This is a genomic window from Flexibacter flexilis DSM 6793 (genome assembly GCF_900112255.1).
Taxonomy (GTDB): domain Bacteria; phylum Bacteroidota; class Bacteroidia; order Cytophagales; family Flexibacteraceae; genus Flexibacter; species Flexibacter flexilis.
The window spans coordinates 131,854-149,969 of sequence record NZ_FOLE01000002.1 but is presented as its reverse complement, the minus strand read 5'-3'; the positions used below and the strand labels follow the sequence as shown (position 1 = coordinate 149,969).

General features: G+C 43.1%; 15 protein-coding genes. 7 read left to right on the top strand and 8 right to left on the bottom strand.

Translation table 11 applies throughout. The features are described 5' to 3' along the window. Positions 1 to 8: 8 nt before the first annotated feature. Complete coding sequence (locus BM090_RS04565) at positions 9 to 923, top strand: helix-turn-helix domain-containing protein (RefSeq protein WP_091508246.1); 915 nt, start codon at positions 9 to 11, stop codon at positions 921 to 923. Positions 924 to 1,022: 99 nt separating this feature from the next. On the opposite strand, the gene BM090_RS04560 is transcribed toward BM090_RS04565, so the two are convergent. Together BM090_RS04560 and BM090_RS04555 are read right to left on the bottom strand one after the other, a co-directional pair. Then, positions 1,023 to 1,445 carry a GNAT family N-acetyltransferase gene (locus BM090_RS04560; protein ID WP_091508243.1) on the bottom strand — a complete coding sequence of 141 codons (423 nt, stop codon included), beginning with the start codon at positions 1,443 to 1,445 and terminating at the stop codon, positions 1,023 to 1,025. An 18-nt stretch (positions 1,446 to 1,463) separates the two neighbouring features. Further along, on the bottom strand, positions 1,464 to 2,342 hold the full coding sequence (locus tag BM090_RS04555; protein WP_091509467.1) for a phosphatase domain-containing protein: 879 nt from the start codon (positions 2,340 to 2,342) through the stop codon (positions 1,464 to 1,466). 267 nt (positions 2,343 to 2,609) lie between these two features. Here BM090_RS04555 and BM090_RS04550 point away from each other — a divergent pair, with 267 nt between their 5' ends. Then, the gene (locus BM090_RS04550; RefSeq protein WP_091508240.1) at positions 2,610 to 3,311 is read left to right on the top strand and encodes a Crp/Fnr family transcriptional regulator; all 702 of its coding nucleotides are present in this window, start codon (positions 2,610 to 2,612) and stop codon (positions 3,309 to 3,311) included. A 101-nt stretch (positions 3,312 to 3,412) separates the two neighbouring features. On the opposite strand, the gene yidD is transcribed toward BM090_RS04550, so the two are convergent. Then, on the bottom strand, positions 3,413 to 3,643 hold the full coding sequence (gene yidD, locus BM090_RS04545; RefSeq protein ID WP_091508238.1) for a membrane protein insertion efficiency factor YidD: 231 nt from the start codon (positions 3,641 to 3,643) through the stop codon (positions 3,413 to 3,415). Between the two features lie 12 nt (positions 3,644 to 3,655). Then, positions 3,656 to 4,615, bottom strand: a complete 960-nt coding sequence (gene metF / locus BM090_RS04540; protein WP_091508233.1) for a methylenetetrahydrofolate reductase [NAD(P)H] — start codon at positions 4,613 to 4,615, stop codon at positions 3,656 to 3,658. Between the two features lie 265 nt (positions 4,616 to 4,880). Between metF and BM090_RS04535 the strand changes: the two genes are divergently transcribed. After that, positions 4,881 to 6,173 carry a bifunctional folylpolyglutamate synthase/dihydrofolate synthase gene (locus BM090_RS04535; RefSeq protein WP_091508229.1) on the top strand — a complete coding sequence of 431 codons (1,293 nt, stop codon included), beginning with the start codon at positions 4,881 to 4,883 and terminating at the stop codon, positions 6,171 to 6,173. A gap of 105 nt (positions 6,174 to 6,278) precedes the next feature. Further along, complete coding sequence (locus tag BM090_RS04530) at positions 6,279 to 9,674, top strand: beta strand repeat-containing protein (RefSeq protein WP_091508225.1); 3,396 nt, start codon at positions 6,279 to 6,281, stop codon at positions 9,672 to 9,674. Positions 9,675 to 9,740: 66 nt separating this feature from the next. On the opposite strand, the gene BM090_RS04525 is transcribed toward BM090_RS04530, so the two are convergent. Both BM090_RS04525 and BM090_RS04520 read right to left on the bottom strand, forming a co-directional pair. Then, a complete protein-coding gene (locus tag BM090_RS04525) occupies positions 9,741 to 11,069 on the bottom strand; it encodes an aspartate kinase (protein WP_091508221.1) in 1,329 nt (442 codons plus the stop codon). Between the two features lie 144 nt (positions 11,070 to 11,213). Then, on the bottom strand, positions 11,214 to 11,681 hold the full coding sequence (locus tag BM090_RS04520; protein WP_091508218.1) for an Lrp/AsnC ligand binding domain-containing protein: 468 nt from the start codon (positions 11,679 to 11,681) through the stop codon (positions 11,214 to 11,216). A gap of 585 nt (positions 11,682 to 12,266) precedes the next feature. Between BM090_RS04520 and BM090_RS04515 the strand changes: the two genes are divergently transcribed. Then, the gene (locus tag BM090_RS04515; protein WP_091508215.1) at positions 12,267 to 12,863 is read left to right on the top strand and encodes a YceI family protein; all 597 of its coding nucleotides are present in this window, start codon (positions 12,267 to 12,269) and stop codon (positions 12,861 to 12,863) included. Between the two features lie 182 nt (positions 12,864 to 13,045). Here BM090_RS04515 and BM090_RS04510 read toward each other — a convergent pair whose 3' ends face one another. Next, positions 13,046 to 13,456, bottom strand: coding sequence for a hypothetical protein (locus BM090_RS04510; protein WP_091508211.1), 411 nt, complete (start codon positions 13,454 to 13,456; stop codon positions 13,046 to 13,048). Between the two features lie 303 nt (positions 13,457 to 13,759). Between BM090_RS04510 and alaS the strand changes: the two genes are divergently transcribed. Together alaS and BM090_RS04500 are read left to right on the top strand one after the other, a co-directional pair. Next, positions 13,760 to 16,399, top strand: coding sequence for an alanine--tRNA ligase (gene alaS / locus BM090_RS04505; protein WP_091508208.1), 2,640 nt, complete (start codon positions 13,760 to 13,762; stop codon positions 16,397 to 16,399). A gap of 96 nt (positions 16,400 to 16,495) precedes the next feature. After that, entirely contained in the window at positions 16,496 to 16,861 is a 366-nt protein-coding gene (locus BM090_RS04500) for a hypothetical protein (RefSeq protein WP_091508204.1), read from the top strand. A gap of 75 nt (positions 16,862 to 16,936) precedes the next feature. Here the strand turns inward: BM090_RS04500 and BM090_RS04495 are convergent. Then, positions 16,937 to 18,116: T9SS type A sorting domain-containing protein (locus BM090_RS04495; RefSeq protein ID WP_177199840.1), on the bottom strand; the 1,180-nt coding region annotated here is incomplete at its 5' end.

The following is an 18,116-nucleotide window of genomic DNA, read 5'->3' as shown; positions in this document are numbered from 1 at the left end:
AAACCCCAATGAGTAAGCCAACAAGCAAAAACGAAATCAAGACAGTATCGCAATATCATCAGTTGTGTGGTTTGCCAAAGCCATTGCATCCGATGTTAAGCGTTATTAATTTAGAAGATATTGATTTTACTATTAATCATGATTTTTGGAAGAATTATGTACATGGCTTGTATTCGTTTTCTGTCAAACGGGGAATGACCTCCAAATTAAAATACGGACAAACGGATTTTGATTTTGATGATGGTATTTTGGCTGTCACTGCTCCTAAACAGGTCTTTAGTACCGAAAAATTTGAGGATAATATCAAACTCACGGGCTATAAATTTATTTTTCACCCCGACTTTATTAAGAGCTTTCCTTTGGCCAAAAATATCCACAACTACGGCTTCTTTTCTTATTCAAACAATAAAGCTTTATTTCTTTCGGATAAAGAAGAACAAATTATTTTGAACCTGTTCAAATCCATAGAGCAGGAATGCCAAAATAATCTGGATAAATTCAGCCAAGAAGTCATAATTGCTAATATAGAATTGTTGCTTGTGCACATTGACAGGTATTATAATCGGCAATTTCTTACCCGAAAAAATATCAGTAGCGATGTTTTGGCCAAAATGGAACAATTGCTAAACGATTATTTTGAGGCTGGGAATAATGAGCTACCAACCGTGCAATACTTCGCTGACCAACTAAACCTAACGCCCACGTATTTAAGTGATTTATTAAAAAATCTGACAGGACTTACCGCCCAGCAGCATATTCATGAAAAACTTATAGAAAAATCTAAAGAATTGTTGACTACTACTAATCTTTCTGTAAGCGAAATTGCCTATCAGTTGGGTTTTGAATTTCCACAGTCGTTCAATAAGTTATTTAAGAAAAAAACTGGCCTGACACCTGTGACGTATAAGCAGACATTTAATTAATTAAAACTAAACCCTTTTCTGATTTTTGTTTACCAATTAAATGAAATAACGTTTTTAGTGTTAAAAGGCCGTACTTGATGCAAGTGCGGCCTTTTTGTTTTATAAAATCATATACACCGACGAAGCGGGGCACATTCCCGCGAACTGTGCAGTGTTACGAATAGCCGCAGGTGCAGTGTTTCGGTTGGCTACCCTAAAATTCTTTTTCTCAAAATAACCTTGCGCCGTTGTGGTAAGCAGATGCACGGTTGTTTGAGGCGTTTTATATTTTTTCAGAAAAATGCTAAGTAAGGCCTCGCCAATTCCTTGTTTTTGGTGGGCGTGATGCACGGCAAACGAACGCAAAAACACATCATTGCCGTAAAGCTCAGCCCCAATACAACCCACTACGCATTTGCCGACGCTGGCCACTTCAAACACCACTTTGGAGTTGTGCAAATCGCTGTATTCCAGATGGTTTTGGTCAAGCAAAACGGCAATTTCAGGCAATTGTTCATCCGAAAAATGTTTGTAATCAATCATTTGATTAAATCTTAGAATCTAAAAATCACCGTAATTAACTTGAAAGCATGGCAGTTGTAGTTCGCCGCGCCACATATCAACTACTTGGTTGCGGTCGTCGAGTACAAAATCTATGAAATATCGGCCTGCGATGTGCTGTTCGAAAAGCTCACGTTTTACCACCGAATCGCGGCGGTTGTCGGTAGTAGCCCGCATGATAAGCGCGTGATACGGCACTAAGTGTTTCTGCAACCAACGCAATGTTTGGGCGCGAAATTGGTCTGTTCGTCCCGAAACCAACAAAATTTTATGGCCTTGTGCCGCGTAATTGTTGAGCAAGTCGGCGACGGGTTGGTTTAATTCGTCAGTTTCGCAACGGCCTGTATCATAGGGGTTTCTGTGGTGTAATAATGCGAGTGTTCCGTCTAAATCGCAAATCAGAGCTTTGGGTAAATTGGCATCTTGTGCCGCGTAAATACCTGCTTTTTGCTTTAGTAACTTGTCGTTCATTTCTCGGATTACTTTCGCGCCAACGGGTTTGGGGCGTTGTGCGTCACGATGAATACACAGTTCCAGCGGCGTGGTCATCTCTTGTATTTCAATTTGTACGTTGTCTGTGTGTGCAGTGTTGTATTTTTCTATCAATTGCCTGAAATGCTCGTAATGATGGTCGGTGAGGTTGGTATCGTCCACGATTACGTTTTTGCCCGCGCGTAGTGCTTCCCAAATGAGTGTGTCGCGTACTTGTCGGATAAATTTTTCAGATTCTTTGCTCGTCTGGCCGTCGTCGAACATGAGGCGCAACTCGTCGCGGTTGATGCGTTTATATATGTTGGGTTGTTCTTTCAATAAATTTTTAGCCCATGTGGACTTGCCGCTACCAGGTAGCCCGCGCATCAGGATTATTTTTTTGTTCATTTTTTTGCTCATTGTACGCAGGCAAAGTTATAAAAGATGTTACGTTTTTTGAGCAGAAATGCGACATGGAATGTGAAATGCAAAGGGAAGTGTTTGCCGTGTTTTTTACTAAAATAAATACTAATATTTTGATGTAATGCGCTTTTGAAGTGTTTTGTATTTAATCGTTTTGGTATTTGTTTTATTTCGTTATGGTGGCATATTCTATCAAATGTAGTTCTGATAAAAATCATTTCTAAGGCAAAGGGCTATTGATAGTTTTGCATTATGATAACCACAACAGAACATACTATATCTCATTCGGGCTGCATGGCGTGTTCGCTGGTGCACCTGAATCCGTTGGGTATGTGCAGCAAGAAGAACTTGACGATGGTTTCTTCTTCCAAATCCAATATGTCGCTGGCCGAAGGGCAGGTTTTATATGAACAAAGTGCTATTTCGCAAGGTATTTATTGTGTTCATTCGGGGCATTTGTTGTTGGAAAAAAGCATTGCAGGTACCAAATACCCAATTAAGTTTTGCAAATCGGGTGATTTACTAGGTTTGGCTGCCATGTTCGGAACGCCTAGCCACCATCACACGGTTACGGCTATTTCGCCTGTGGAAGTTTGCTTTATTGATACGGCTGCGGCATGGCATTTGTTTGAAAATGAGCCAGCTTTTAACAAACAGGTAATGAATAGCTTAGTTGCAGACCTGAATTGGTTGGAAAGCAAAGCTTCGCTTTCTACTTACCTGAATGCCGAACAGCGAATTGCCGACGTGCTCACGATGGTATATCAGTCGTTTGGCGTTAATGATGAAGGTAAGTTGAATGTTCCTGTGAGTATTTTGCAGTTGGTGCAGTGGTGCAACGTATCGGCCAAAACGGCCACCCAGCTAACCAATGGCTTTGCTAACAAAGGTTGGGTAATAATAGAGAATGGCGTGATTACATCGGTTTTGGATTCCCGAAACCTCAAAATATAAGGCTTGTTGCTCAATGCCTTACCCATTACATTTAGTTTTGAGTTTTATTGATTAGGTGTTATAAAGCCGCTTCGTTTTTGGAGCGGCTTTATCTTTTTAGATTAGGGCACGGGGTCGTGTCCATGACCGCCCCAAGGGTGGCAACTCGCGATCCGTTTGGCGGCCAGCCAAAGCCCTTTGAATACGCCATGTTTTTGTAGTGCCTCCACTGTATATTGTGAGCAAGTAGGCGTATAGCGGCAGGCATTTGGCAAAATAGGAGAGAGGACGTATTGATAAATACGCACCAATAGTACCAACAGGCCTACAAATATATTTTTGATAAAATCCATAAAAACAGACTGTTAGAACAATGCACTGGCTATCTGACGCACCGATTCAGATTTTCCCATCGAATAGTAATGCAAACACGGAACGCCGCCAGCCATTAGTTCTTTGGACTGACTAATGCACCATTCTACACCCACTTTGCGTACGTCTGCATCTGTTCTGCAAGCCTCGATGCTTTCGGCCAACACTTCTGGCAAATCTATATGAAAAATGCGCGGTAAAATGTTGAGTTGCTTGCGTGTAGTCAGGGGTTTGAGTCCTGGAATAATCGGAACCGTAATGCCTTCTTCGCGGCAGCGTTTCACGAAGTCAAAATATTTTTGATTGTCAAAAAACATTTGCGTAACAATGTAATTGGCACCCAGTTCTATTTTGCGTTTTAGGTACTTAATATCAGTCGCCAAATTGGGGGCTTCAAAATGCTTTTCGGGATAGGCGGCTACGCCAATGCAAAAATCGGTGGCATACATGGCGTTCATTTCTTCGTCCAGATATTGGCCTTTGTTCATGCTCGTAATCTGCCCTAATAGCTCTGTGGCGTAATGGTGGCCGTCTGGTTCTGGTACAAAAACGCCTTCCGATTTGATGGCATCGCCTCTGAGTGCCAACACGTTATCTATCCCCAAGAAGTTAAGGTCAATCAGCGCATTTTCTGTTTCTTCTTTGCTAAAGCCACCGCAAATAATGTGCGGCACCGCGTCCACATGGAAGCGGTTCATAATGGCGGCACAAATGCCCACTGTGCCAGGGCGTTTGCGTGTGGTGATTTTCTCCAAAAAACCATTGGGTCGTTGCTTATAAACGTATTCTTCGCGGTGGTAGGTTACGTCTATGAACGGTGGTTTAAATTCCATCAAAGGTTCGATACCCTTGAACAGCCCCGTAATACTTTCGCCTTTGAGTGGCGGTAAAATTTCAAAAGAAAAAAGTGTTTTGTTGTTTGCGTTAGCAATATGCTGGGTAACTTTTGTCATGATAGGGCAGGTAATAGCAAGAAATAAGAAATGCAGCCAAATGGCCTTTTTATTGACAACAAATGTACGCTAATCGTGTTTTTTTTCAATAAATTTAAAAAATATGTTTTTGCTTGTCGGATAATTGTTACGCTTATGTTATAAAATGGCGCGTGTTGTGGTCTTTTCCCGAAATTCTTTGCAGCTTGCCATTTTTTAGATCTAATGTAAGGGGAAATTACCCCATTTTTTTAACAGAAAAATTGTATTTATTTTTTTATATAAAATGACATACCAAGAAACGATTGATTATTTATTTGGCGCATTACCGATGTATCAGAAGATTGGTAATGAGGCATTTAAGAAAGGATTGGAAAATATTTTGAGACTTTGCGACGCGATGGGGCAGCCGCATGCTCAATTCAAAACATTGCACGTAGCGGGTACTAACGGCAAAGGAAGCACCAGCCACAGTATTGCGGCGGTGTTGCAGGCGGCTGGCTACAAAACAGGACTTTATACTTCGCCTCATCTCAAAAGTTTTACGGAACGCGTCCGCATTGACGGCCAAGAAATTCCGCAACAAGAGGTGGTGGATTTTGTCGAAAATAATAAAGCATTGTTTGACGAAATTAAGCCTTCATTTTTTGAAATGACAGTGGCCTTGGCTTTTTGGTATTTTGCAAAAAACAACGTCGATATTGCCATTATCGAAGTAGGTTTGGGTGGCCGTTTGGATTCTACCAATATTATTCGTCCAGAACTTTCAGTAATCACCAACATTAGTTTTGACCATACCGAAATGCTGGGCGATACGCTTGCGCTGATTGCTGCCGAAAAAGCAGGCATCATCAAGCCGTTTGTACCTGTGGTATTGGGTGAAATTTTGCCAGAAACGGAGCAAGTTTTTAGAGAAAAAGCGGCACAAGAAAATGCGCCGTTGGTGTCGGCTAATGCAATTTTACGGGCAGAATACAAGGGGCAAGATGAAGATTATCAGCTCTTTGATGTTTATAAAGAAGGGCTTTTGTACTTCGAAAATTTGGCTTTTCAGCTAAAAGGCAGTTATCAGCGCAAAAATTTACCAACCATCATAGCGGCCCTAGACCAATTGCAGTTGCGTGGATTTTCGTTTACGGAACACGATTTGCGCGAAGGTTTGGCTAATGTTTCCACGCTTACTGGACTGAAAGGCCGTTGGCAAAAACTCACGACCAAACCCACCACGATTTGCGATACTGGCCACAACGAAAGTGGTTTGGCGCAGGTTTTGGCGCAGGTTTCGACCCAAAAATTTGATAATTTGTATATGGTCGTGGGCGTAGTGCGTGAAAAAGATTTGGCTAAAATATTGCCATTATTTCCCCAAAATGCCTATTACTTTTTCTGCCAGCCGTCCGTGCCGCGTGGTTTGCCCGCACAAGAACTTTTTGAAAAAGCAGCAGTTTTTGGACTCCGAGGCGAAGTAATCGTGAATCCAAATGAGGCATTGGCGCAAGCACGCCAAAGGGCAGGAGAGAGCGATTTTATTTTTGTGGGAGGAAGTACCTTTGTGGTGGCCGACTTAGATGAAATATAAGAAGTTGGTTTGTCTATAAATTTTCTTAGTAAAGAATAAAAATATATTTTTTATGATGTATCTTGCAGTAAGTTTGATTATAAAAAAAATGGCTTTTGCGGAGTTATGTTAAATACAAGAAAAATATATTTTGGCGTGTTGGTGGCTGTTCTGGGAATGATGCAAGCGTCTCATGCTCAGGTAGGTATAGGAACTGCATTTCCCAATAATAATGCAATATTAGAATTATCTACTAATAATAAAGGCCTGCTCATGCCGCGCCTGAATACTACCCAACGCGATGCGATGGGACTTGCCACCTCAGACGAAGGCATGGTGATTTACAACACTACTTTGGGCAAAATGCAGTTTTGGAATGGGGCGGCTTGGTCTGATATTGGGGCTGGTGGAGCAGGTATTCAAAACCAATTTGCGGCGGCACAAGCAGCTGACTACTGGATTTCGGGTAATGCCCGTATAGGAGCAAACCTGACCGTAGATGGTGTGGTGAATGTAAATACGACGAGTACAGGTACAAAAATGTTGTTGTATGATGCAGGAGCTTATGATTTTGCGACGGGGATTGCCTCAGCGGAATATTGGTTTTCTGTTCCAAACTCAACGGCTCAATACCGTTTTTATGCAGGCACAAACCCGCTGCTTACGCTCAAAGGTACGGGTAGTTTGGAGTTAGACAATTCTATTATTAATCGAAAAATAGTATTGTATAACCATGTTAATAACGAACATGAGTTTTCGGGTTTGGGTATTAATTCTGGTGTTTTTCGTTATCAAGTACCCGCCACCAACAACAGTCACGTATTTTATGCAGCACAGAGTAGCTCTTCAAGCAACGAACTGATGCGCATACAAGGCGATGGACGCATCGGGATCGGTACGGCAGCTCCTGCGGCGATGTTGGCGGTCGGATCTGCCAATGGTTTTCAGGTGAATGGTGCAGGTAATATATTGTCTATCAATGGAGTATCGACTAGTTTCCCTAATGCGCAAGGTACTGCTGGTACATTTTTGAAAAATGATGGTAGTGGCAATTTGTCGTGGTCGGCTGGTAGTTCGTTGCCTTCTGGTATCCTGAATCAGACTTTACGCCATAATGGAACGACTTGGATTGCCAACTCTGGCATTGTTACTGATGGTTCAAAAGCTGCCATTGGCGGTACGGCCATTACGGGTGCAAATCTAACGGTTGCGGGTGCAGGTAGTGCCAACATGACTTTGCAAGCAATAGATGCCACCTCACAAGGAGCTTCTGTGAATTTGAACGGCGCGGGCACTAATCCTAACTGGGTGGTAGATGTGTATGGAGCAGATTTGCGCCTACATCCAAGTTCGGCTACTAGCAATAATTTACAGATTTATAATGACCATGCCACAGGCCGTACAGGAATGTATGTGGAAGGTAATGTGGGTATTGGAATTGCCCCGTCAATAGGCTCTCAACTAGTTGTAAATGACGGTGTAATGAACAATGAGGCTCGCATAAAACTAATTACGGGGTCAACCTCAGGCACTACCGTGGGAGATGGCTTGGATTTGTATTCTAATGGCTCTAAAGCGGGGCTAATGAACAAAGAAGCTACCCCCTTGGTGTTAGGTGCTAATTTTATGGAAAAAATGGTGATTACGGAAGCAGGTACGGTGGGCATCGGGACGACAACCCCTTTTACTGATGTACATTTAGGGGCAATTCCGACGGGTGGTGAACTGGCGGGTACGAATGAGTTTCCGTTGGTAACAGCTTCGCGTGCCCTGATTACTTCCCAATCGCATAACGGCGGAAACACACTTGCGGCGGCGGAAACGGCTTTGATGTTGCATAGAGCGGGCGTGTCATCTGCTTCTTTTTCGCAGTTTGCTGCCTTTCGCCTCAAACGCTATAGTAATGTATCCAATGCTTCATTTACACAAATGGACATTTCTTTGGCTAATGGCCTCAATGACGGTGTACTCACTGATGTGATGTCTTTACGGGCCAATGGAAATGTGGGTATCGGTACAACCGCTCCAACGGCCAAATTAGAAGTGGCTGGCCAAGTGAAAATTACGGGTGGTTCGCCTGCGGCTGGCGCGGTGCTTACGTCTGATGCGACAGGTTTGGCCTCGTGGCAAGTTCCTACGCCACCGCCTGGAGCTTGGCAATTGACGGGTAATGTGGGAACCAATGCGGCTACGCATTTTATTGGTACAACGGACAACGTGCCTTTAGTTTTTAAAGTAAATGGTTCGCTTGCAGGTCGCCTTGATCAATTATTAAATAATACTTTTTTAGGAAATGCGTCGGGTTTGGCTGCTACAGGTGGTAATAATACAGCCATTGGTTCGTCGGCCATGATGAATATAGGAGCAGGTTTTCAAAATACGGCACTTGGGGTAAGTTCGTTGGCCAGTACAACAACTGGCAGTAATAACGTAGCGGTTGGTATATCGGCTATGGGTATGAATATCTCTGGTGGAAGCAATACGGCGGTTGGTTTTAATTCTCTCAATAGAAATTTATCAAGCGGTAACAACACGGCCGTTGGTGGTCAAGCACTTTTTTACACAACGGCTGGCAACAACGTTGGTGTAGGTTATAATGCAGGCCAAGCCAACATTACAGGTACAGGCAATGTGTTTGTAGGTTATGGCGCAGATGCCGCAACTAGCGGGTTGGCCAATGCAATAGCTATTGGTGCAGGGGCGATTGTTGGGGCATCGAATACGATGGTGTTGGGTGCTGGCGTAAAAGTGGGAGTTAATATTTCTACCACAAATGCAACTTTGCACCTAAATGATGTGATTTCTACTCAATCGGATATACGTTTGACCTCTACCAGTACAGGTACAACAAGCACAGATGGTTTGGCTATTTCTATCAATAATGCCGCAGCCAATATTTTATCTTACGAAGCCTTGCCCCTGAACTTTGGGACAAATGGCGCAAACAGAATGGTTATTACCAGTACAGGAAATGTAGGTATTGGAGTGGGGGCACCTTCCGAATTGTTAGAAGTAGGGGGGAATATAGAAATTCCTGCGGCCAACGAATATAAGTACGCGACGGCTAAAACACATTATTACAGTGTGCCTGTGGCAGAAATAGTAAGGCATAATGAAAGTTCAACTTATACCCTTATCAAAAACTTTACAACGACTGCTCCTAATTATGCTTATTTTTCTGGAGGAACGTCTGGTACGGAGGCTTATGGAACGGCAGGAGTACATTTACCCGATGGCGCGACTGTTACAGCTTTAGATGTAACAGTGTATGATAATACCGCCGTAACTGCATCTGTTGCTTTATATAAAGTTACTGATGGTAGTGCAACCGAAATGGCTACTTGTGCTACGGCTGCTAATTCCACAAGCATACAATATCTTACCGATGCTGCTATTAATAATCCTATAATTGATAACAATGGTTTTAGTTACGCCTTAAGGTATGTAGGAGACCAAGGAGGTGCTACGAATTTGCGTTTTTACAAGGTTACTATTACTTATACCGTAACTCAAGCAGATTAGTTGCTTTAGTTTCTATAAAAAAACGGCTGCTAACTTCACATTAGCAGCCGTTTTGGTTTTTATCAATTATGATTCCCAATCAAATAATGCTTCGTTGAGTTGCTCAAGGGCTTGGTTGCGGAAGGCCGACGGAATCACGATAGAAATATTATGTTCGCTGCCACCAAACGAAACCATACGCACGGGCACGCCGTCAAGGGCTTTAAATACTTGACTGATGACCACTTGGTTAGAGCTTCCAATATTTCCCACAATACAAATAATGCTCAAATCTTGGTCGGTTTCCACCGTCCCGAAAGCCTGAAGTTCTTGCACAATGGCCGAAAGTTTGGACGCGTTGTCGATGGTAACCGATACGGCTACTTCCGACGTGGTAATTACGTCCACAGGCGTTTTGTAGCGTTCGAACACGGCAAATACTTTATTCAAAAATCCGTAGGCCAATAACATGCGGCTCGATTTGATTTTGATGGCCGTCAAGCCGTCTTTGGCCGCAATGGCTTTTACGGGTTTGTCGTAGTTGCTGGTGTTCAGAATCGTAGTGCCTTTGGCCTCGGGCTGCATGGTGTTGAGCAGGCGCACAGGAATACTAAATTTTTGCGCAGGCCAAACGCTGGACGGGTGCAGAATTTTTGCCCCGAAATAAGCCAGTTCCGCCGCCTCGTCAAAGGTAAGTTCGGCGATGGGGAAGGTGCGGCGCACGATGCGCGGGTCGTTGTTGTGCATTCCGTCGATGTCCGTCCAGATTTGCACTTCCGAACTACGCAACGCCGCCCCAATCAACGAAGCCGAATAATCACTACCACCACGTTTGAGGTTGTCTATTTCCCCGAAAGCATTGCGGCAAATGTAGCCTTGCGTAATATAAAGGCGGTGCTGGCCTGCTTTCTGGATTTCGTTGGCCAAATTTTCTTCGATAAAAGAAAGAATCGGTTCGTTGTCGCTGTCGATTTTCATAAACGAAAGGGCAGGCAATAGCACAGCGTCGCGGCCTTGCTCTTGCAAATAGGCATGGAACATACGCGTAGAAAGCAATTCGCCTTGCGCGAGCAAAATACGCTCTTCGGTGGCCGAGTAGTGGCCTTGTTGGATTACGCGGCGAATCGTGTTGAAATGTTCGTTGATGATGGTTTCGCCGTGTTGTTTGCCGTCGGCAGTGGTGTAAAGCATCGCGATAAAGTGCTGATAGTGCTTATACAACTCATCGGTTTTGTGGGTGGCGGCTTGTTTGTCTTGGTGTTCGAGGGCGTGGCCGATGGCAACTAAGGCGTTGGTCGTGCCAGAAAGTGCCGATAGAACAACTACAAGCGGTTCGGGTTGGTCAATGAGTTGGGCGATGCTGTGCATACGTTCGGGTTTGCCGACAGACGTACCACCAAATTTTAAAACTTTCATTGCGGATTTTGAAAAGGAATTGTGTTGTTGAGAAAATCTATTAAATAAAATATGTAAAGCGATAAAAGCAAAAAACCGATAACTCTTCGGGTGGAAGAACTATCGGTTTTTGTGATTGGCTGTTTAGGCGTTTTCTTGAATAGGTTAGATTTCAAGTTTTACGGAACGTTCTACGCTTTCTTCCAGAACAATAGAAGTTTCCGTGCGCTGAATGCCTTGCACCTTTTGTATCTTATCGTGCAAAACAGCGCGTAGGTGTTTAGTGTCCTTGCAAATTACCTTCGCAAAGATACCGTACATACCAGTAGTGTAGTGAATACTCACGATTTCGGGAATATTCGATAGCTGGCTGGCCACCTCATGATACATGGAGCTCTTTTCCAAGTAAATGCCCAAAAACGCGATAATATCGTAGCCAAGTTTGGAATGGTCTATTTTGAGCTGTGCGCCCGTAACAATACCCATTTCTTCCATTTTTTTCATGCGAACATGGACTGTCCCACCCGATACGTACACACGTTTTGCGATTTCCGTGTATGGCATATTCGCATCTTCCATCAACAATGACAGAATTTTGAGGTCTATATTATCAATTTCTAAATTTGGGTTCATAAAAATAAGGCTAAATTTTTATTTTATTAACACAGGTACAAATATATTATAAATAATCTAAATTTTAAGAAAAATGAATAAAAAATTTTTAATTTTCGGAAACACCCGCTACTTTTGTAACAGAAAGAACAAGGAAACGCTTTGCTTCTTTTACAGCTAAAGATACTGTAAGGTGATGAAATTGGCAGCCATGCCCTCCTGTCTCGGGGGTGAGGAGCTCGGAAAAAACCCGTAGCATAAACTATGGGCTAACCGCCTCGTGGAGGTTCGAGTCCTTCTCTTACAGCAAAATTTTTTTGGTTAATTTGGTGTATTAATAGGTAGTTTGAACAGTCAGGTTGAGTTTCGACCAGACTGTTTTTTTTTGTCCTATTTTCAACTAAATTTTAGCCTATTCTGCAACTAATCAAATATTTTTTTGGTTTACATAAAAATAAAATACTGAAAATCAGTGTTTTGGTGTTTTTGTTAAAAATATTTTTGAAATAAATGTTGCTACATATATTGTCTTTACATATATTTGCATCATCAAAAACATCGAAACTTAATTTATTCAAGGTTTTAAAAATTTAACAGTTAAAAAAAATGACAACAAAAAACATCGTGCTTAGCTTAGTGGCCGTAGTTGCCTCGCTAACATTCGCCTTCGCTGGTAAACCAACAACTTACAAAGCTGACGTTAAAAAAACTACGTTGGTATGGCTTGGTAAAAAAGTAACTGGTGAGCACACTGGTAACGTATCTTTGGCTTCTGGTTCTTTGCAAGTAGATGGCAAAGCAGTAACTGGTGGTTCTTTCGAAATCGACATGAACTCAATCACTTGTACTGACCTTACAGACGCTGACTACAACGCTAAATTGGTTGGCCACTTGAAAGCTGATGATTTCTTTGGTGTTGCTAAATTTGCTAAAGCATCTTTCGCTACAACAAGCGTTAAAGCTGTAAAAGGTAACGAGTACGAAGTAACTGGTAAATTGACTATCAAAGGCATTACGCAAGAAGTAAAATTCCCTGCTACTATCACTGTAAATGGCAATACTGCGACTGCTAAAGGTAAAATCACTGTAAACCGTACTAAATTTGACATCAAATATGGTTCTGGTAGCTTCTTCTCTGATTTGGGCGACAAAACTATCAGCGATGACTTCACTATCGACCTTAACTTGGTAGCTACTAAGTAATTAGTACAAAGCTTAAGTCATAAAAAAGAGCTGGACAACCAACGTTGTCCAGCTCTTTTTGTTTTCATCACGTTTGGTTTGGTGGTGTATGCAACTAGATGACTGCCAGATTTACTTGCGTTTATAAATATTCTTTGAGCCTTGGGAAGCTGGTTAGGCTTTACCTACACAATAATTAATCATCAACTGGCAAGTAATTTTTCAGCAAAATTTTCAGCTTTACTGAGTGCTTCTTTGATGTTTGCCACCACAAAGGTCGGAACACTAGGTTTTCGAATTAAGAAAATTCCTTGCAACATGGTACGTGAAACAATATTGGGAGCTACTAAAATCACTTCCGACAAACTTTCTTGCATCAGTTTCTCGTGCTCTTTAATAAAGTTTCCTCGTTTAATGCGCATTTCCGAGTTCATAAATTTGAGATTGGTCAGATCCATAATGACAATGACTTTGCGCTTTTCCTCAATGGCTTCTTGCATAAGCCTTTTTTGAGTAACTAAATACGTTTCGTATTCCTGAATAGGTGGAATAATAGGGTTGTTTCTGAAAATTAGAATAGGCAACCGTGTTTGGTCAATTTCTGCAAATTCCATAATCTTTTAAATTTTAGGTGATAAAAAATATCCATTTTAATAAGATTTGGTGTATGAGGTTGAAAGCAGAATAATGTATTGGCAATTGATAATTTAATAGGTGTTATACATAGAAGTAAACGTATGCAAGGTAGTTTTATTTTTTTAATTACAAAAGATATTTAAGTAGTATTTTTCAATTATTTTTTTAAATAAGTAGGGTGTTTAATACTACTTTTCTTTTATCGGCTAATCCAAATAGCCATAATTATTTTACATTTGTGATTCAAATTAGAATTTGCGTTTTTATTATTACATAACAATATGCTTGACTCCAAGACCATCAGACAACAGTTCCTTGATTTCTTTCAAGAAAAAGGACACCAAATCGTGCCATCTGCGCCGCTTGTGCTAAAAAATGACCCTACGCTTATGTTTACCAATTCGGGCATGGCGCAATTCAAAGACTATTTTTTGGGCAATAAAGTAGCTCCTTTCAAGCGCGTTGCCGACACACAAAAATGTTTGCGCGTGTCTGGTAAACACAACGATTTGGAGGAAGTTGGCCACGATACTTACCACCATACCATGTTCGAGATGTTGGGCAACTGGTCTTTTGGTGATTATTTCAAGAAAGAAGCCATCGAATGGTCGTGGGAATTGCTCACCGAAGTTTATAAATTGCCTAAAGACCGCCTGTATGCCACTGTGTTTGAGGGCGATGCAAAAGATAACATGCCTCAAGATTCGGAGGCGTTGGCACTTTGGAAACAATATTTACCCGACGATCATATTTTGTTCGGCAACAAAAAAGATAACTTCTGGGAAATGGGAGAAACAGGTCCTTGCGGTCCTTGCTCAGAAATTCATATCGACTTGCGCGACGCGTCAGAAATTGCCAAAATGCCAGGCCGCGACTTAGTGAACAACGACCACCCGCAAGTAGTCGAGATTTGGAACAACGTATTCATGCAATTCCAACGCATGGCCGACGGCAGCCTCCAACCGCTTCCAGACCGCCACGTGGACACGGGCATGGGTTTTGAACGTTTGTGTATGGCCATTCAGGGCAAACAATCCAACTACGACACGGATGTTTTTCAGCCAACTATTCAGTTTATTGCCGCCAAATCAGGTAAAAAATATGGCGAAAATCGCCAAACGGACGTTGCTATGCGCGTTTTGGCCGACCACATTCGCGCCATAGCCTTCACGGTAGCCGACGGACAATTGCCTTCCAACAACAAAGCGGGTTATGTGATTCGTCGCATTTTGCGCCGCGCCGTGCGTTACGGTTACACGTTTTTGGGCTTCAAAGAACCGTTTTTGCATACGCTTGTGCCCTTGTTGGCCGACCAGTTTAGCGGTGTTTTCCCTGAGCTAAAAGCGCAACAAGATTTTGTAGCAAAAGTAATTCAGGAAGAAGAAGCGGCGTTTTTGCGCACCTTGGAAGTGGGCTTGCGCAAGCTCGACGAAATCGTGAAAAGTGGCGTACAAACCATCGAAGGCAAAGTAGTTTTTGAATTGTACGATACGTTCGGTTTCCCGCTCGACCTTACTGCGCTGATTGCTCGCGAAAATGGTTTGGTGATAGATGAGGTTGGTTTTCAGGCAGAAATGGCCGCACAAAAGGCGCGTTCTCGCAATGCAGCCACTACCGAAGCTGGCGACTGGGTTATTTTGCTCGAAGACGAAGAAAGCGAATTTGTAGGCTACGATTATATGCAAACCAACGCCCGCGTAATCAAATACCGCGCCGTTACGACTAAAAATAAAAAGCAATTCCAAATCGTATTGGACCGCACGCCGTTTTATGGCGAAAGTGGCGGACAGGTTGGCGATTCGGGCACGTTGGCCGTAGTGTTGGCCGATGGTTCGGTGAAAAATATCCGCATTTCGGACACCAAAAAAGAAAACGATTTGATTGTACATTTGTCGGAAGATGCCGCCGTAGAATCGGTATTTTCTGCTGATTATCAATCAATAACAGCCACTATCAACCAGGCAGCACGTTTGCAAACAGCTTGCAATCACTCGGCAACGCACTTGTTACACGCAGCCATGAAAGAAGTGTTGGGCAGCCACGTAAACCAAAAAGGTTCGTTGGTGAATCCTGAAGTTTTGCGTTTCGACTTTTCACATTTTGCCAAAGTTACGGACGAGGAATTGGCCAAAATTGAAGCGATTGTCAATACGCGTATTCGCGAAAATATTGCCCTCAACGAACGCCGTAATGTGCCAATCGAAGAGGCTAAAAATATGGGCGCAATGGCTCTTTTTGGTGAAAAATATGGCGATTTTGTACGTGTAATTACCTTCAATCCAGCGTTTTCGGTGGAATTGTGTGGCGGTACGCACGTGGCGGCTACTGGCCAAATCGGTTTGTGCAAAATCACGGCGGAAAGCTCAGTGGCGGCTGGTGTTCGTCGTATTGAGGCCGTGACGGGTGTTGCGGCGGAGGCTTTGGTTTCGGCACAATTCAATTTGTTGCAAGAACTAAAAGACACGCTCAAAGCCACAGACTTGCGCAAGAGCGTAAGCGATTTGTTGGAAGAAAAAACAAAACTTACCAAGCAGTTGGAAGCGTTGCAAAACGAGAAAACACAGCAAATCAAACAAGAGATTTTGGCTAAAATCGAAAATAAAAACGGCGTGAATTTCGCAGCCGAAAAAGTAGCTTTGCCGACGGCAGATGCCATGCGCCAATTGGCTTTTGAGGTTCGCCAAAAAGTAGAAAACTTGTTCCTTGTGTTGGCGGCAGAAGTGGACGGCAAACCACAAATTGCCGTGATTTTGTCGGATAACTTGGTGGCTGACAAAGGTTTGGATGCTTCTAAAATCGTGCGCGAATTGGCCAAAAACATTCAAGGCGGCGGCGGCGGACAAGCGTTTTTCGCGACGGCTGGCGGTAAAAATACGGCTGGTTTGGCGGCGGTAGTTACGCAAGCGGCTACGTTGGTTTAGTTTTCGTTTTCATTTAGAATAAAATTTTAACCCAAAATAAAACGCCTTTCTTCGGCTGGCTTGCAGCATCGGAGGAAGGCGTTTTGGTATTGTTTTATGCAAGAAACAACCCGTATTGCATTGCCTGCTGATTGGCCTCAGGCCGCACACAAATTACCTGAAAATCAGTTTTTTGATTTGCTCCGCCAGCCTGTTTTTTTTCAGAAAATAAAAGATTTGCTCAACGCGTATTATTACACCGAAAAAGGACAAACGGATACTTTCACGTTGGAGCAAGGCAGTTTGCAGTGGCAGAATGCAGAAAGCGGTTCGTTGGTGGTGCGCTATGGCATTCATTATTTTTTGGCGTGCCAAGCCTCCGAATACACGCAACCCGAAACCATGTGCCTGACTTTCAGGATAGAGCCGCCGCAAATGCAGCTTTGGGGTTACGATGTGCCAGAGCGCGACGATGAGTTATAAAAGTGTGTTTGCTGCAAAATAAAAAAAGCCGCTGCTTGTGTAGAGCAACGGCTTTTTTATGGGCAAAAAATAGGCTTATCGAATCACCGAAATTTTGCGAACCACGACGTTATTGGCTGTTTGTAGTCGTAGTTGGTAAACGCCTGCGGCAAGGTCTGCAACTTTAATACTTACCGAGTTTTGGGCGTTTCCTTTTGCTACCACTTTGCCCGCTGCATCGTACATCAAATAGTTAAACGCTTGATTTTCTTCTGTTTTGATGTTAATGACTTCCGTTGCAGGCACTGGCCAAATGCTAATTTGCGCGGCGATGGCTGGGTTTACGCCAATGTTGGAGTCTGTCGTAAAACTAAAAACACTGCTGTACTCAGATATTGTATTTCCGTTTTTGCTGCGCACACGCCAGAAGTAAGTGGTTGCATTGTCAAGCCCAGTGATGCTTGCTTGTGAAGCAGCTACGGTTCCTGTGATGGCGGCAGTAAAGTTGCTGTTGTTGCTGTATTGGTACTCGTATTCTGCGGCACCTGTTACATCCGACCAATCAAAAATAAGGTTAGTCGTTTGATTTACAGCGTTATTAGCAGGCGAAATGAGTGTTGGAGCCGAAAGCGGCGTAAGTGTTGTAAAACTAAATACCTCACTGAAAGGTGAAATATTGCTACCGTTTTTGCTGCGCACACGCCAGAAGTAAGTGGTTGCATTGTCAAGCCCAGTGATGCTTGCTTGTGAGGCGGTAACCGTTCCCGTGATGGCGGCAGTAAAGTTGCTATTGGTGCTGTATTGGTACTCGTATTCTGCTGCCCCTGTTACATCTGCCCAATCGAAAGTTAGGTTAGTCGTTTGATTTACAGCGTTGTTGGCAGGAGAAATAAGCGTTGGGGCAGCCAATGGCGTAAGTGTTGTAAAACTAAATACCTCACTGAAAGGTGAAATATTGCTACCGTTTTTGCTGCGCACACGCCAGAAGTAAGTGGTTGCATTGTCAAGCCCAGTGATGCTTGCTTGTGAGGCGGTAACCGTTCCCGTGATGGCGGCAGTAAAGTTGCTGTTGTTGCTGTATTGGTACTCGTATTCTGCGGCACCTGTTACGTCCGACCAATCAAAAGTAAGATTAGTCAATTGATTTACAGCGTTGTTGGCAGGAGAAATAAGCGTTGGGGCAGCCAATGGCGTAAGTGTTGTAAAACTAAATACCTCACTGAAAGGTGAAATATTGCTACCGTTTTTGCTGCGCACACGCCAGAAGTAAGTGGTC

Coding starts and splice junctions, on each gene's coding strand:
- BM090_RS04530 (WP_091508225.1), top strand. CDS start 6,279: ATGTTAAATACAAGAAAAATATATTTTGGCGTGTTGGTGGCTGTTCTG.
- BM090_RS04500 (WP_091508204.1), top strand. CDS start 16,496: ATGCAAGAAACAACCCGTATTGCATTGCCTGCTGATTGGCCTCAGGCC.
- BM090_RS04525 (WP_091508221.1), bottom strand. CDS start 11,069: ATGAAAGTTTTAAAATTTGGTGGTACGTCTGTCGGCAAACCCGAACGT.
- BM090_RS04535 (WP_091508229.1), top strand. CDS start 4,881: ATGACATACCAAGAAACGATTGATTATTTATTTGGCGCATTACCGATG.
- BM090_RS04565 (WP_091508246.1), top strand. CDS start 9: ATGAGTAAGCCAACAAGCAAAAACGAAATCAAGACAGTATCGCAATAT.
- BM090_RS04510 (WP_091508211.1), bottom strand. CDS start 13,456: ATGGAATTTGCAGAAATTGACCAAACACGGTTGCCTATTCTAATTTTC.
- BM090_RS04515 (WP_091508215.1), top strand. CDS start 12,267: ATGACAACAAAAAACATCGTGCTTAGCTTAGTGGCCGTAGTTGCCTCG.
- yidD (WP_091508238.1), bottom strand. CDS start 3,643: ATGGATTTTATCAAAAATATATTTGTAGGCCTGTTGGTACTATTGGTG.
- BM090_RS04560 (WP_091508243.1), bottom strand. CDS start 1,445: ATGATTGATTACAAACATTTTTCGGATGAACAATTGCCTGAAATTGCC.
- BM090_RS04550 (WP_091508240.1), top strand. CDS start 2,610: ATGATAACCACAACAGAACATACTATATCTCATTCGGGCTGCATGGCG.
- alaS (WP_091508208.1), top strand. CDS start 13,760: ATGCTTGACTCCAAGACCATCAGACAACAGTTCCTTGATTTCTTTCAA.
- metF (WP_091508233.1), bottom strand. CDS start 4,615: ATGACAAAAGTTACCCAGCATATTGCTAACGCAAACAACAAAACACTT.
- BM090_RS04555 (WP_091509467.1), bottom strand. CDS start 2,342: ATGAACAAAAAAATAATCCTGATGCGCGGGCTACCTGGTAGCGGCAAG.
- BM090_RS04520 (WP_091508218.1), bottom strand. CDS start 11,681: ATGAACCCAAATTTAGAAATTGATAATATAGACCTCAAAATTCTGTCA.